The sequence below is a fragment of the Mycobacterium pseudoshottsii JCM 15466 genome, assembly GCF_003584745.1.
Taxonomy (GTDB): domain Bacteria; phylum Actinomycetota; class Actinomycetes; order Mycobacteriales; family Mycobacteriaceae; genus Mycobacterium; species Mycobacterium marinum.
On record NZ_AP018410.1, the window covers coordinates 4,856,282 to 4,872,449 of the forward strand.

Consider the following 16,168-nt stretch of genomic DNA (forward strand, 5'->3'; position numbering starts at 1 on the left):
TGGGCCCGCATGCATGACTACCTGCGCGGATTCCCCGATCAGGTGGGCGCTCTGCTCGCGGTGGAACTCTGTTCACTGACGATTCAGCGCCACGACAACTCGGTGGCAAATCTGGTTGCCTCCAGCCTGTTCGGCGACGCCGCCGCGGCCGTGGTCACCAAGGGGGCGCACCGAGTTCGGGGGGCCGGTGCGGCGTCAAACGGATATGCCGGCCCTCGAGTGCTGGCCACCCGCAGCCGGATCTACCCCAACACCGAGAACGTCATGGGCTGGAAGATCGGCACCAGCGGCTTTCAAATCGTTTTGTCGGTCGACGTCGCCACTGTCACCGAGAAGTACCTGGGCGAGGACGTCCGCAGTTTCCTGGCCGACCACGGGTTGACCCCCGAGGATGTGACGACGTGGGTCTGCCATCCTGGCGGGCCCCGCGTGATCGAGGCCGTTGAGACCGTGCTGGGGCTACCCGAAGATGCCCTCGCTCACACACGAAACTCGCTACGCAACAACGGAAATCTTTCTTCGGTGTCCATTTTGGATGTATTGCGGGCCAACCTGGCCGACCCGCCGCCGGCCGGTTCGATCGGACTGATGATCGCGATGGGCCCCGCGTTCTGTTCTGAACTAGTGTTGCTGACGTGGCAAGTCCGTATTACCTGCTGATTCTGGCGATCGTCGTCGAACGCTTGGCCGAGCTGGTGATAGCCCAGCGCAATGCGCGCTGGTCTTTTGCCCAGGGCGGCAAGGAGTTTGGCCAACCACACTACGTGGTGATGGTTGTCTTGCACTCGCTGCTGCTGGTGGGCTGCGTCATCGAACCCTGGGCCCTGCATCGCCCGTTCATCCCATGGCTCGGCTGGCCGATGGTGGCCGTGCTGGTGCTCAGCCAGGGTCTGCGCTGGTGGTGTGTGACGTCGCTGGGGCGACGCTGGAACACCCGGGTGATCGTGCTGCCCGACGAACCGCTGGTGCAAAAAGGGCCCTACCGGTTCCTGCACCACCCGAACTATGTTGCAGTGGTGGCCGAAGGGTTTGCCCTGCCGCTGGTGCACACCGCGTGGGTGACCGCGCTGAGCTTCACCGTGGCCAACGCCATCTTGCTGACCGTGCGGTTACGGGTGGAGAACTCCGTGCTGGGCTACTCATGACGACCTACGACACCGACGTGCTGGTCGTCGGCGGTGGCCCCGGCGGACTCGCCACCGCATTGAACGCACGAAAACGGGGGCTCTCGGTCATCGTCGCAGACCCGCGGGAGAGCCCGATCGACAAGGCGTGCGGCGAGGGACTGATGCCGGGTGGTCTGGCGGAGCTGAAGTCCCTCGATGTGGACCCAGCCGGCGTCCCGTTCCAGGGCATCGCGTATGTAAGCCAGCAGCGCCGGGCCGAGGCGCGGTTTCGCACCGGGCCGGGCCGGGGCGTGCGCCGCACCACATTGCACGCAACGCTGGCGGCCCGCGCCAAAGAGCAAGATGCGGAATGGATCAGAACGCGGGTAACCGATGTCGTCCAAGACGCGCACGGCGTGACCGCCGCGGGTGTGCGCGCCAAATGGTTGGTGGCAGCCGATGGCCTGCATTCCGCGGTACGACGCGCGGTCGGAATAACGGCGACGGCCGGTACTCCACGACGCTACGGCGTGCGCCGGCACTACCGTGTGCCGGCTTGGTCGGAGTTCGTCGAAGTGCACTGGTCTCCGTGGGGCGAGGCGTACGTCACCCCGGTAGAACCGGATCTGGTCGGGGTGGCGATCTTGTCCCGTCAGCGACCTGAAATCGATTGGTTCCCATGGCTTGCACAGCAGCTACGGGGCGCCAGTCCCGGGGCCGCGAGGGGCTGCGGCCCGCTGCGACAGGTGGTCTCGCGCCGCGTCGCCGGACGCGTGCTGCTGGTCGGCGATGCCGCCGGCTACGAAGACGCGCTGACCGGTGAGGGCATCAGCCTGGCCGTCAAGCAAGCGGCCGCCGCGGTGCGCGCCATCGCCGACAATGACCCGGCGTCGTATGAGGCTGCGTGGCATGGGGTTACGCGCAGCTACCGCTGGCTCACGCGCGGGCTGGTGCTGGCCAGTGCGCCACGCCCGGCGCGCCGTGCCATCGTGCCAGCATGCGCACTGTTACCCCCGGTGTTCCGGTATGGGGTAAACATCCTGGCAAGCTGACGGCCCAGTCGGGCGGACACCAGGCCGACGCTGCGCACCCCGGCCACCGGTCATTCCGGCGCCACCAAAGCCATCGTTGCCCGCCCGAATCCAGATCGGGCCGATCTCCTCGGCAGCTCACTGTCAGCCGTCCGCGCCGGGGGTGCCGTTATCGCCATCGGCGCCGGCGGCCCCATTACCTAATTGGCCATATCCGCCCGCGCCGCCGGAGGCAGCCCCACCGCCGGCGCCTCCGGGCCCGCCAGGCTGACCGTTCCCGCCGTCGCCACCGTCGCCACCGTCGCCCCCGGCACCGCCGTCACCTCCGTTTCCAGGCGAAAGAGGCACACTGCAATCGCCGCCAACCCCACCCGCGCCGCCATCGCCACCAATCCCGCCGCTCCCGCCGAGACCGCTGGTGCCGGTACCGCCGACCCCTCCGAAACCACCGACACCGCCGGCGCCGCCGGCACCACCGAAGTTGGCCGACTGGATGCTGCGGGTCAGATTCTGTGCACCTGCGCCGCCCGCACCGGCAGCCCCTCCGCTACCACCGTCGCCGCCGATCTGCCCGTTGCCACCAATACCGCCATTGCCGCCGACGCCACCTACGCCTCCGGCACCGCCGACAGATCTCGATGTGGTGGGAGAATCGCTCACGCCTCCGGCGCCACCGGTGCCGCCGCCACCGCCACTACCGGCGGCACCGCCCGTGCCCAATGCAGCAAAGCCGCCATTGCCGCCAACTCCGCCAGCGCCGCCAGCACCGCCAGCACCGCCATAGCCATTGGTTGCAGAGTTGCCGGTGGTGCCGATGCCGCCGGTTCCGCCGCTGCCACCGTCGCCGCCGACGCCACCCACGCCACCGACGGAGCGGGCGACGCCACCCAAGCCGCCGGCACCTCCGACCCCGCCGTCGCCGGCCAACGCGGGTGTAGACGCGCCGCGCATTACGCCAATGCCAGCATTGCCGCCGGTCCCACCATTGCCGCCGGCACCTCCTGCCCCGCCGGCTGCCGCACCGATGGCGCCACTGCCGCCATTCCCGCCGTCCCCAGCGTGATGTAGCAGGCTGCCATTGGCGCCATTGCCGGCATCGCCAGCGTTCCCGCCGATACCGCCGTTGCCGCCGTTACCGTTGACGCCCCCGGCCGCGGCGGAACCACCGTTGCCGCCGATTCCGCCGACGCCCCCGTGACCGCCGCTGCCACCGAAGAGACCGCCCGAACCAGTGGTCCCGTAGCCGCCGCGGCCGCCAGCACCACCGTCGCCCCCGTTTCCGCCAACACCCGCAGCGCCGTACTCGCCGCCTTCGCCCGCGCCGGCGGCTCCCCCAAAGCCAGCCCTGCCACCGGAACCCCCTTGCCCCCCTGCGCCACCGGGGCGACCGGTGCCGTCGATCCCGCCGCCGGGGGCGCCGTTGGCCCCGTCCCCGCCTCTGCCACCGACACCACCGACACCACCGTTACCGCCGACACCGCCGTCACCGGCCACACCACCGTTGGCGGCCCCGCCCTGCCCGCCAGCACCGCCCGCGCCGCCAGCCCACCCGGAGCCTCCTGCCCCGCCGCCGTCGGCCCCGGCGACACCGCCGACACCTCCGGCACCCCCGACCCTCTGATAGCGCACCGCGCTACCCCCGTCGCCACCTGGACCGCCGAGTCCTCCGTTGCCGCCTTGGCCGCCGGCGCCGGCGCTGCCGCCGGTGACGCCGGCACCGCCTTGACCGCCCGCACCGCCTGCACCGCCGCCACCGCCAACGGCGCCATCACCACCGGCGACACCAGCGGCGCCCCTGACTCCGTTGCCACCGTTACCGCCGTCGCCACCAAGACCACCGACCCCGCCGGCACCGGCCGCCCCGCCGGCCCCGGCAGCCCCGCCCTGGCCACCGACACCACCAGCACCACCGGTAGCCACGCCCAAACCACCGTTGCCACCGCTACCACCGACACCACCGCTACCGCCAGCACCGCCACCGACACCACCCGCACCACCGGCACCTCCGAAGCCGCCACCGCCGCCGGCCCCGCCCACCTCGCCGGGACTACCACCAACATCCCCACCAGTACCGGCCGCACCACCGCTACCGCCCTGGGCGCCCGCACCACCGATCCCGGAGAGGCCCCCACCTCCACCGATACCGCCCGCACCGCCATCACCACCACGCCCACCGGCCGCCGCGTAGCTATCGATCCCCCTGCCACCAGCACCGCCGGCACCACCAGACCCGGCCGCACCGCCCACACCGCCGCCGCCTACGCCGCCACCGGCACTCCCGCCATCCCCGCCCCGGCCGCCGCCACCACCGGCACCAGCCACGGTCGTGCTCGAACCACCAGCGCCACCGCGACCGCCCAGACCACCGGCACCGCCGGCACCACCGGTCCCGCCGTCACCACCGGCACCCAGGCCACCAGCACCGGATCCAGCCCCACCCCCGGCACCGCCGGTGCCACCAGCGCCACCGGCCCCGCCGGGCCTCGACGCCAACCCACTATCAGCACCCACACCGCCAACACCACCGGCACCGCCAGTACCGCCGGCACCGTTGCTCCCACCAACGCCAGCCGCGCCACCGATCCCGCCGGCACCGCCGGCGCCGCCGTCATAGCCGAACAAGCCCGGCCCATCAGCCGCACCGCCCGCACCGCCAGCCCCGCCAACGCCACCCGCGCCACCAACTCCGGCATTGCCCACGCCGCCGCCGCTACCACCGGCACCGGTCACGCCCCCAGCCCCGGCATCGCCTCCGGCGCCACCCACACCACCTCGACCACCGTCGGTGCGATCCCCACCAGCGCCGGCGCCACCAGCACCACCGGTCCCGCCGTCGCCACCGGCACCACCAACACCGTTGACACCCCCCACGCCCGAAGCGCCCCCAGCACCACCAGCGCCACCAGCACCCCCGGCAAAACCAACGCCCCCGGGATCGCCCGGGGTGCTCGCAGCCACACCGGTATCCCCGGCCCCGCCATTACCCCCGGCGCCACCGGTACCCGCCGCACCAACCACGCCGCCACTGCCGGCGCCGGCGGCACCTCCGACTCCGGCCGCACCACCGGCACCACCATCACCACCCGCACCACCGGCAAGCTGATAGCCCACACCGCCAGCCCCGTCACCACCAGCACCACCACGCCCACCGGTGCCACCAACACCACCATCACCAGCTGTGCCATCCAACCCGGCCGCACCACCTTGGCCGCCTGCACCACCAGCACCCCCGACAGCGCCGGCCGTACCCGGGCGCCCTCCGACCCCGTGCCCGTTGCTGCCTTGAGCTCCGATGCCCCCGGTTCCGCCTTGCCCACCGGTGCCGCCGGTACCGCCGGCGCCAGCCAGTCCCTGGGCCCCGGCCTCACCGCCAGCCCCGGCTGCCCCTCCGGCGCCGCCTTCGCCACCTTGGCCGCCGACGTCACCCGACTGGTACCCGTCGCCGCCGGTCCCGCCGATACCCCCGGAGCCGCCGCTACCGCCATGACCTCCCACCCCGCCTGGGCCGTCGCCGGCCGTGCCACCCTGGCCGCCCGCGCCGCCCGCACCGCCAGCCCCGCCTACGAGGGCGACTGCGCTGGCGCCGCCGGCGCCTCCGTTACCACCGCTACCGGCGGCTCCGGCAAGCCCGCCGACGGCGGCCCCACCCTGGCCACCTTGACCGCCGTCACCACCAACACCGCCGACGTAACCAAGGTTTGAGCCCAATTCACGACCCGAGGCGCCACCAGCACCGCCATCGCCGCCGCTACCGCCACTACCGGCACTACCGGCGGCGCCGCCTGAACCGGCCCCCGCGCCACCGGCTGAACCGGCCGCGCCACCGGCCCCGCCGATCCCGCCGGCACCGCGAGTGCTGTAGGTGTCGCCGTTACCGCCGCCGCCGCCGGTTCCGGCTTTTCCACCCCCAATGCCCCCGCCGCCGCTGCCACCGGCTCCGGCCGCACCCCGGCCCCGCCATCACCGCCAGCACCACCACCGACAACACCTGCACCTGCAGCCCCTTCGGCACCCACACCACCGGCGCCACCATCACCACCGGCGCCGCCAACACCCGCAGTACCACCAGCTGCGGCCGCACCCCCGGCGCCGCCAGCACCGCCGGCGCCACCGGCCCACCCGGTGCCCCCGGCACCGCCCGGGACGCTCGCAGCCGCACCGGAGTCCCCGGCACCACCATCACCACCTACACCACCAGTGCCACCAACACCTGCAGCGCCAACCGTGCCGCCACGTCCCTGGCCGGCCGCACCTCCAGCACCGGCCGCACCACCGGCACCACCCGCGCCACCCGCACCGCCAGCAAGCTGATGGCCCACACCACTAGCCCCGACACCACCGCCACCACCAACGCCACCAACACCTCCAACACCACCATCACCGGCGGTACCCAGCCCGCCAGCGCCACCACCAGAGCCTCCGGCCCCGCCAGCCCCACCAGATCCACCGACACCGCCGACACCACCGGGAACAACCGCATCCCCACCGCTAGTACCCGCGCCGCCCACACCACCGGCGCCTCCTGCGCCACCCTCCCCAAACAAGCCACCGCCACCACCGAAGCCACCAGCACCACCGTCACCGCCAGCAAAGCCACCCGGCAAACCAGCAAAACCCGCCCCACCATCGCCACCAATTCCACCCGCACCGATCAACCACCCACCATTGCCACCGGACCCGCCCGTCCCACCGCCAACACCACCAGCACCGCCCGCACCACCACCGCCAAACACACCCGTACCACCACCAACACCCCCAACACCCCCAACAACACCCACACCACCGGAACCACCAACACCCCCGGACCCACCATCTCCGAACACCCAGCCACCACGACCTCCCACACCACCAGCCCCACCCGCAACGCCAACATCGCCAGCGCCACCAGCGCCACCGGAACCACCACCGCCAAACAACCCCGCGCTACCTCCGGCACCGCCGATAGCACCCACTCCACCAGCACCGCCAGCGCCACCCACACCGGCCAACCACCCACCACTACCTCCCACACCACCCGCACCACCACGGCCACCAGCGCCACCAGCACCGATCAGACCCGCCGAGCCGCCCGCACCACCCACAGCACCGGGATTAGTACTCACCCCACCCACGCCACCATTGCCCCACAACAACCCACCAGCCCCACCCGACTGCCCCACCCCACCCACAGTGCCCCCGTCGGCACCATCACCAATCAGCGGTCGCCCCAACAACATCTGCGTAGGAGCGTTGACCATCCCCCAGACATCGCGCTGCAAACCCTGCAACGACAGCACACCTGAGGACTCAGCCCACCCATAGGAATCTGCCCCCGCACCCAACAGCGCCGCGACCCGAGCGTGAAATCCCGCCGCCCCAACAGCGATCCGCTGATAGTCACGCCCGTACATGCCGAACAACTCCGCGATCGCCGCCGACACCTCGTCACCACCAGCAGCCAGTAACTCGGTAGTGGCCGCCGCCGCAGCAGTGTTCGCCGCACCCACCGCCGACCCGATACCGGCCACATCGGCCGCAGCCGCACTCACCAACTCCGGACTCACCCACACAAACGACACCTCACAACCGCCTTCCCCAAGCGACAGAGACCCAGCAAGGCGATCCAACAACCGCGACCTCAATACATTCACAACAAAACCGCGCGATCACCCGCCACAAGCCGCAGGGACCCGCAGACGAGTAGCGGACCCCCAACCGCCCACCCACCGACAAAGTCCGAGCCGAAACACCAAACAGGACAACCGGTCTGGCGTCACACAGATCGCACACACCGAGGTACCGAACGCACCAGAACATCAAACCGGGGCCGCTTCACCTGTAGAAGTCACACCGCCAGGGCTGAGACGAAATCCCGATCAAGCCATGGCGGTGCGCCCGGGCAAACGGGGCGCCACGACTAGCCCACCCCGTAGAGATTCACTCGACACACGGACCCAAAGCGGCCCAGCCAAACCCGTCCGGCCGCATCCGATGTCGTCGCGCGCTTCAGCGCGCCTTCCAGACCGGCTCCCGCTTCTGCGCAAACGCCAGCGGCCCCTCTTTGGCGTCTTCGGATCGAATCAGGGATCGCATCTCGCGCATAGTGCGTTCCCAACCCCGTTCTTCATCGGCGACAACTCCGTCGTCGACCCCGTAGGCGATGCGCTTGCTCGCCCGCACCGACAGCGGCGCGTTCACGGTGACCCGGGCGGCCAATGCCAGGGCCGCATCCAGCACCGCCCCCTGCTTGACGACCTGGTTGATCAGGCCCCACTCATAGGCGTCGGATGCCGTGATCGGCTCGCCGGTCAACAACATCTCCATCGCCACCTTGCGGGGCAGCTGGTTCACGATCCGAAAGACTCCCCCGGCGGCCGCGATCAACCCCCGTTTGACCTCGGGCAGTCCGAACTTGGCGCGTTCGTCGGCCACCACCAGGTCGCTGGCAAGCGCCAGCTCGGTGCCGCCGCATAGGGCGGTGCCGTTGACTGCCGCGATGGTGGGCTTGTCGATGAAATGATGGACGTAGCCCGCGAAACCCCACTCGTTGTGGCCGGGGTGGTAGATGTTCTCCCGCCGCGAGATGGCCAACAAGTCAGCTCCGGCACAAAACGACTTATCGCCGGCGCCGGTGATCACCACGGCGCGGACCTCGGGGTCATTTTGCGCCGATTCCAGCGCATCTCCGACCGCGACGCTGACCGCCCCGTTGATGGCGTTACGGGCTTCGGGCCGGTTGATCGTTATGACCATGACATTGCCGCGGTGTTCGACCAGCCCGGCGGGCTGGTCGTCACCGGCGTCTGTCACAAGAGCTCCAAGACAGTGGCGTTGGCTTGACCACCACCCTCGCACATCGTCTGTAAACCATAGCGAATTCCGTTGTCCCGCATGTGGTACAGCAGCGTGGTCATCAGCCGAGCACCCGATCCTCCCAGCGCGTGACCCAACGCAATCGCACCCCCGTTGGGGTTGAGCCGGTTCTCGTCGGCGCCGATGTCACGCAGCCAGGCCAGCGGAACCGGAGCGAATGCCTCGTTGACCTCGTATGCCCCGATGTCGCCAATACTGAGCCCGGATCGCTTGAGCACCTTCTGGGTTGCCGGGATCGGCGCGGTCAGCATGATCACCGGGTCGGCCCCCGCAAGTACCGCGGTGTGTACCTTGGCAATCGGCTTCATCCCCAGCGACTTAGCCTTTTCGGCGGACATGAACAACAGTGCCGCCGAACCATCGGAAATCTGCGACGAGTTACCGGCATGGATCACGCCGTCTTCCTTGAACGCCGGCTTCAGCGCCGCCATCTTTTCCATCGGCGTTCCGCGCCGGATACCTTCATCCTTGAGTACGGGGTTGCCATCCTGGTCCTTGATGCCGACGATCTGATCATCGAATGCCCCGGAATCTTGTGCGGCAGCTGCCTTTTCGTGCGACATCAAGGAGAACTCGTCGAGCATGGTTCGGCTCAATCCCCACTGCTCGGCAATCATCTCGGCACCAAGGCCCTGGTTAGGGATGCGGCCGTCATAGCGTTCCAGGAAGGTCTGCGAATACGGCCGCCCACCATTGGCCAGCGAAGAACCCATAGGGGTTCGCGACATCGACTCCACCCCGCCGGCGACGACGACGTCATAGTGCCCGGCCACCACGCCAGCCGCGGCGAAGTGCACCGACTGCTGACTCGAACCGCACCTGCGGTCGACCGTCACGCCCGGGACCGTTTCGGGCCAGCCGGCCGTCAGCAGCGAGGTGCGGGCGATATCGAGCGCCTGCTCCCCAGCTTGCATGACGCAGCCCCAGATGACGTCATCCACGATCTCCGGGTCGATGCCGGCCTTGTCAGCCAGTCCGTTGAGAACCTGCGCAGATAGATCCGCGGGGTGTACGCCGGATAGCGCGCCATTGCGCTTGCCGACCGGTGAGCGCACCGCTTCTACGATGACGGCTTCAGCCATGATGATGTCTCCTTTGACATTTTCCGTACGTCAGGCACTTCAGGAACACATTGATCTTCAATCTATTGAAGCCCAGGCGGGTGGACGGCGCCCGACCGGGGTAGTTCAGCCGGCGCACCGCGACGGCACCGAACTCCCTTGCACCACGTCGTCGGGCGAGCAGCCCCTGGGGCAATTGGTCTCGGACGCGCGCGTCGAGTCGCGCAAAATCTCACAGGCTTCGCCCGCGGCGACACAAAGATAGGCGCTTTGGCGAAAACGCAAATGTCGTCCCGCAATTGTCATAGTGTCTTGTCTGCCAACGCGCATAAGGTGTGACGGGATTGGCCCGATGTCGTATGCGGGCGAGACTACAGTTTCTGCGGCCGCACCCGCAATGGCCGCCAGCCGCAACCTAATCCGGCTATGGGAGGTCGCGGTGTGCTTGGCAGACAGGGGACGGACGATTCAGATGCGCGCGAGGCAGCTTGCGGGGTTTGTGATTTCGCGAACATAGCGGCCGTCTCCGAGTGTGCGGCCAGCGGAGAAGGGAAGACCTGATGAACTTCATGATGTTGCCTCCGGAGGTCAACTCGGCGCTGATGTTCACCGGCGCCGGATCAGCCCCAACGCTGGCGGCCGCCACGGCCTGGGACGGACTGGCCGCCGAGCTGGGCGAGGCAGCTGAGGCATTTTCGTCGGTCACCTCGGGGTTAGCGAGCGGATCCTGGCAGGGGCCCGCTGCCGCCGCGATGGCGGCAGCGGCCGCACCGTATGCCGGTTGGCTGAGCGCGGCAGCAACTCGGGCGCTGGGCGCTGCCACGCAGGCCAAGGCGGCCGCGGCGGTATTTGAGTCGGCGCAAGCGGCCACCGTGCACCCGGAGTTGGTGCTGGCCAACCGCAATCAGCTGGTGTCGCTGGTGCTCTCCAACCTGTTTGGCCAGAACGCGCCGGCGATCGCCGCCACCGAATCTACCTATGAAGAGCTATGGGCCCAGGACGTGGCAGCGATGGTGGGCTACCACGGCGGTGCGTCGGCCGTGGCCGCGCAACTGGCACCGTGGCAGCAGGCAATACAGGCCCTACCGGGCCGGGTCGCCGCAATGGCCACAACTGGACCGGCCGCGTCAGCGGCAGCTGCACTCGCGTCCGGCCCGGCCGCGGCGCTGGGCATTGGCAACAACGGCAGCGGGAACTTCTTGAGCATCGGCAATATCGGCAATATCGGCAACAATAACTTGGGCAGCGGAAACACTGGCTCAGCCAACCTGGGCGGCGGGAATATCGGCAACGGGAACCTGGGCAGCGGCAACACCGGCAACGTAAATCTGGGTAACGGAAACAACGGTTTCTTCAATTTCGGTAACGGGAACTTGGGCGATACCAACTTCGGTTCGGGAAACTCAGGAAATCTCAACCTCGGTAGCGGCAACCGCTTCGGCAGTGGAAACATCGGTTTCGGGAACCGCTTCGGCGATGGGAACTTCGGTAGCGGCAACGCCGGCAGCTACAACTTTGGCACCCGGAACAACGGTTCCTTCAATATCGGCAGCGGCAACAACGGTGACTCCAACATCGGCTTCGGCAACTTCGGCACCAACAACCTGGGCTTCGGCAACAACGGCAGCAACAACATCGGGTTTGGGCTCAGCGGCAGCAATCAGATCGGCATCGGCGGCCTGAACGCCGGCATAGGCAACATGGGCTTCGGGAACGCGGGCGACAACAACGTCGGCTTCTTCAACTCGGGCAGCAATAACATCGGCTTCTTCAACTCAGGTGACGGCAACTTCAGCTTCGCAAACGCGGGTTCCACCAACACCGGATTCTGGAACTCCGGCGGCACCAATACGGGCTTCGGGAACGGGGGCAGCCTCAACTTCGGCTTCGGCAATGGTGGCGTGGAAAACATGGGGCACGGCAACGCAGGTAGCTTCAACATGGGCTTTGGGAACAGTGGAGGCGGCAACACGGGCTTCTACAACTCGGGCACCTACAACACGGGCTTCTCCAACGCGGGTGAGACCAATACGGGCTGGGAAAACTCGGGCAACGTCAACACGGGTGGCTACAACTCGGGCGGCTTGAACACCGGCATCGGCAGTCCCGACACACAAGCCGGACCGAACTCCGGCTTTGGCCACTCCAGAAGCGGCAACTCCGGCTTCTTCAACTCTGGTGACGGCAACTCCGGCTTCCAGAACAGCAACACCGGCGTCTCTGCGAACGGCCACTCTGGAGTGCGCAATTCCGGTGACGCTACCAACGTCGGGTTCAGCAACTCAGGCAGCAATAACACAGGAATATTCAATACCGGGACCTTCAACACGGGGATAGCCAACTCGGGCAGCGACAGCTCGGGCCTACTGATTTCGGGCACCAACAGCTCGGGCGCCCTGAACTCTGGAGACGATCAGTCCGGTTTCAACAACTAGCCATCGTCACTTCGCCCTAAATCAGATTCCAATTCCAGTATTTGCCACCGAGAGATCCGCCCGCCTACTCGGCACCACACCGGGCGCGCCGGACTTACGCGCAACGACGCCATTACCCCTGCCCAGACTGCGTGCGGGATCTCCGCACACCCCATCGAAGGCCTCGAACATAAAGCTAGAATAGAACTCTAGTTTATTAGTTTATCGAAACTAGAATTACTTTCCATTAATTGCACTCCTCACTTAAACAGTAAGAAATCGGCGAAAAGCCAAAAATCACGACGGACTTCGTATTACGTTGCCAATACCGCGTGGCTTACACACGGGGCTACGAGCACAGCGCTATTGGCAGAAGGCACGCCGGATAGCCGCATTCCGGGCTGTGGACGGTTGGGGAGACGCAGGGCCGGCCGCTGCTGGTTTCCGTTGCCGACGTCGGCCTGGATCAACACCGAAGGGGTGTCGTGATGAACTTTATGATGTTGCCGCCCGAGATCAATTCGGCACGAATATTCGCCGGCGCCGGGGTCGGCCCAACACTGGCCGCCGCGGCGGCGTGGGACGCGCTGGCCGCCGACCTGGCTTCAGCAGCCCAGTCATTCTCCGCGATCACCGTGGGACTCGTGGGCGAGGCGTGGCAGGGCGCAGCGGCGACGGCGATGGCCGCTGCGGCCAGACCTTATGCGAGCTGGCTGGGTACCGCAGCGGCGCGCGCCGCGGTGACGGCCGCCCAGGCTAACGCGGCCGCTGCCGTCTTTGAAGCGGCGCAAGCGGCGACGGCACATCCCGAGCTAGTGGCGGCCAACCGCAATCAGTTGGTCTCGCTGGTCGTGTCAAACCTGTTCGGCCAGAACGCCCCTGCCATCGCCTCGACCGAGGCCGCATACGATCAGCTGTGGGCCCAGGACGTGGCAGCGATGGCAGGCTATCACAGTGGAGCCTCAGCGGTGGCCGCGCAGCTGGCACCTTGGCAGCAGGCGTTGCGCACCCTGCAGAACCGGGTGGCCGGGGCCACGACGGCACTGCCTCCGCCCGGGCCCGCGGCCGCCGCAGCGCTGCCCGGCGCGGCCGCGGTTGGGTTCCCGGTTCTGCACATCGGCAACATCGGTTTCGCGAACCTAAGTGTCGGCAACATCGGCGACTACAACCTGGGCAGCGGCAACACCGGATCGTTCAACCTGGGCAGCGGAAATATCGGCGACGCCAGCCTGGGCAGCGGAAATGCGGGCAACGCAAACCTGGGCAGCGGGAACCAGGGCTTCTTCAACCTCGGCAGCGGCAACACCGGCAACATCAACTTCGGCAGCGGCAACACTGGCTCACTGAACCTGGGCAGCGGAAACGCGGGCGACTCCAATGTGGGCTTCGGCAACTTCGGCAGCAACAACGTTGGACTCGGCAATAACGGGAACAACAACATCGGCATCGGCCTCAACGGCGATGATCCGATCGGCATCGGCGCACTCAACTCGGGTGCCGGGAACCTCGGTTTTGGAAACTCCGGCACCAACAACATTGGCTTCTTCAACTCCGGCGACAACAACATCGGATTTTTCAACTCCGGAAGCGGAAATTTCGGGTTCGAGAACGCTGGCGATATCAATACCGGCTTCTGGAACGGGCGCGATACCAACACCGGTTTCGGGAACTCCGGCCTGAGCAACTTTGGTTTCGGCAATTCTGGCGTCAACAACGTGGGCGCCGGAAACGGCGGCTCTTCGAATGTGGGCCTCGGGAACGCGGGCCTGCTCAATACGGGAAGTTTCAATTCGGGCAACTTCAATACTGGCGACTTCAATTCCGGCAGGATGAATACCGGATACTTTAACTCGAGCGGCCACAACACCGGACTGGGCAACTCGGGTTTCACCAATACGGGTTTCTTCAACTCTGGTGACCTCAATACAGGAATGGGAAGTCCGGAGGACCAGTCCGTAGCGAACTCGGGATTCCGGAATGCCGGTTCCGGAAATTCGGGCTTCAATAATACCGGCAGCTTCAGTTCCGGGTTCTTCAACAGCACCAACAGCAATTCCGGATTCCTGAACGCGGGCGGGACCGTTAACTCCGGTATCAACAATTCAGGCAATACCAACGCGGGCATCGGCAACTTGGGCGACGACAACTTCGGTCTGTTCAACAACGGGACATTCAACACCGGAGCGGGGAACTCCAGCGGCGGCGCCGTGTTCCCCTACACCTCGGGACTGTTCAACTCCGGCAACGGCAGCTCGGGTGTATTCAACGCCGGCGACGAGCAGTCCGGCTTCTTCGGCACCTCTGGTCTTGTGCTCACCGGCACGGACGGCCTGGCCGCCGCGACGACGTCAGGGTTGCCCGCATTAGACCTACCGGCTCCCAACTTGGGCATCGGCAATGCCGGCGTGGGCAACCTCGGTTTGGGCAACATCGGCGATTACAACCTGGGCAGTGGCAACACCGGCGACGCCAACTTCGGATTCGGCAATATCGGACAGGCCAACCTGGGCAGCGGCAACGCCGGAAACACGAACCTGGGCAGCGGAAACACCGGCTCCACCAACTTCGGTAGCGGCAACATCGGAGCACTCAACCTGGGCAGCGGAAACCACGGTGACGCAAACCTCGGGTTCGGAAACTTCGGGAACGGCAACATCGGCAGCGGGAACCACGGTGCCGGCAACTTCGGCAGCGGAAACACCGGAAGCAGAAACCTGGGCAGCGGAAACGCCGGCTCCACCAACTTCGGTAGCGGCAACCACGGCAACTCAAATGTCGGGTTGAGCAATTTCGGCAACAACAATCTTGGCCTGGGCAACAACGGCAGCAACAACATCGGCTTCGGGCTCACCGGCGACAACCTGGTCGGCATCGGCGCGCTGAACTCGGGTGCCGGAAACCTCGGTTTCGGCAATACCGGTGACAACAACATCGGGTTGTTCAACTCGGGCGACAACAATGTTGGCTTCTTCAACTCCGGCGACGCCAACTTCGGCCTGGCGAACTCCGGTGACACCAACACCGGTTTGTGGAACGCCGGATCCACGAATACCGGCTTTGGCAATGCCGGCAGCGCCGACTTCGGCTTTGGCAACGCCGGCGACCGCAACATGGGCTTCGGAAACGCGGGCGCGGCAAACATGGGCGCCGGAAACTCCGGCTCCTACAACACCGGCAGCTTCAACTCAGGCACCCTGAACACCGGCGACTTCAACGGGGGCGACCACAACACCGGGTGGGGCAACTCCGGCAACACCAACACCGGCGGGATCAACTCGGGCGACCTCAACACGGGGTTCGGCAGCTCGGCCGACCAGGCCGTCACAAACTCCGGTTTCGGAAACAACGGAAGCGGCAATTCAGGATTCAACAACACCGGCGACACGAACTCCGGTTTCCACAACGCCAACACGAGCGCGCTGTTCAGCGGTCACTCGGGTCTGCTCAACGCTGGCGGCAGCCAAAGCGTGGGAATCAACAACACCGGCAGCTTCAACACCGGCAGCTTCAACACCGGCCTGTTCAACACCGGTTTCCGGACCGCGGGCATCGCCAACTCGGCCACAAACGGCCTCCTTACCGCGACTTCGGGCGTGGCCAACTCGGGCAACAACAGCTCCGGAGGATTCAATGCCAACCCCGACCAATCGGGGTTCTTCAACTAGCCCCCCGGGCCGCGCGCCGCCGCTACGCCACGGCAACCC

9 protein-coding genes and 1 pseudogene are annotated in these 16,168 nt (G+C 67.0%); 5 read left to right on the top strand and 5 right to left on the bottom strand.

All coding sequences use genetic code 11. The annotated features are described in order from the left end of the window. Positions 1-3 precede the first annotated feature (3 nt). The 3 genes and pseudogenes from MPSD_RS22030 to MPSD_RS22040 all read left to right on the top strand — a co-directional run. Positions 4-660: pseudogene (locus MPSD_RS22030) on the top strand (type III polyketide synthase); the annotation flags it as partial. After that, entirely contained in the window at positions 636-1,145 is a 510-nt protein-coding gene (locus MPSD_RS22035; RefSeq protein ID WP_015356858.1) for an isoprenylcysteine carboxyl methyltransferase family protein, read from the top strand. The pseudogene MPSD_RS22030 and the gene MPSD_RS22035, both read left to right, overlap by 25 nt. Further along, the gene (locus MPSD_RS22040) at positions 1,142-2,158 is read left to right on the top strand and encodes an NAD(P)/FAD-dependent oxidoreductase (RefSeq protein WP_086085889.1); all 1,017 of its coding nucleotides are present in this window, start codon (positions 1,142-1,144) and stop codon (positions 2,156-2,158) included. Before MPSD_RS22035 ends, MPSD_RS22040 begins: the two co-directional genes overlap by 4 nt. Positions 2,159-2,281: 123 nt before the next feature. On the opposite strand, the gene MPSD_RS30310 is transcribed toward MPSD_RS22040, so the two are convergent. From MPSD_RS30310 to MPSD_RS22055, 5 genes are all read right to left on the bottom strand, one after another. Next, on the bottom strand, positions 2,282-4,903 hold the full coding sequence (locus tag MPSD_RS30310; protein WP_265338749.1) for a hypothetical protein: 2,622 nt from the start codon (positions 4,901-4,903) through the stop codon (positions 2,282-2,284). Then, on the bottom strand, positions 4,864-5,454 hold the full coding sequence (locus MPSD_RS31095) for a hypothetical protein (protein WP_188069061.1): 591 nt from the start codon (positions 5,452-5,454) through the stop codon (positions 4,864-4,866). The genes MPSD_RS30310 and MPSD_RS31095 overlap by 40 nt, the downstream gene beginning before the upstream one ends. 243 nt (positions 5,455-5,697) lie before the next feature. Then, positions 5,698-7,695, bottom strand: coding sequence for a PE family protein (locus tag MPSD_RS30315; protein ID WP_197716253.1), 1,998 nt, complete (start codon positions 7,693-7,695; stop codon positions 5,698-5,700). 427 nt (positions 7,696-8,122) lie between these two features. After that, positions 8,123-8,869 carry an enoyl-CoA hydratase-related protein gene (locus MPSD_RS22050; RefSeq protein ID WP_223161244.1) on the bottom strand — a complete coding sequence of 249 codons (747 nt, stop codon included), beginning with the start codon at positions 8,867-8,869 and terminating at the stop codon, positions 8,123-8,125. Between the two features lie 53 nt (positions 8,870-8,922). Continuing rightward, on the bottom strand, positions 8,923-10,071 hold the full coding sequence (locus MPSD_RS22055) for a thiolase family protein (protein ID WP_086085836.1): 1,149 nt from the start codon (positions 10,069-10,071) through the stop codon (positions 8,923-8,925). Positions 10,072-10,610: 539 nt separating this feature from the next. Between MPSD_RS22055 and MPSD_RS22060 the strand changes: the two genes are divergently transcribed. Next, positions 10,611-12,485, top strand: a complete 1,875-nt coding sequence (locus tag MPSD_RS22060; RefSeq protein ID WP_086085835.1) for a PPE family protein — start codon at positions 10,611-10,613, stop codon at positions 12,483-12,485. Positions 12,486-12,952: 467 nt separating this feature from the next. Further along, positions 12,953-16,129, top strand: a complete 3,177-nt coding sequence (locus MPSD_RS22065) for a PPE family protein (RefSeq protein WP_174524141.1) — start codon at positions 12,953-12,955, stop codon at positions 16,127-16,129. Positions 16,130-16,168 lie beyond the last annotated feature (39 nt).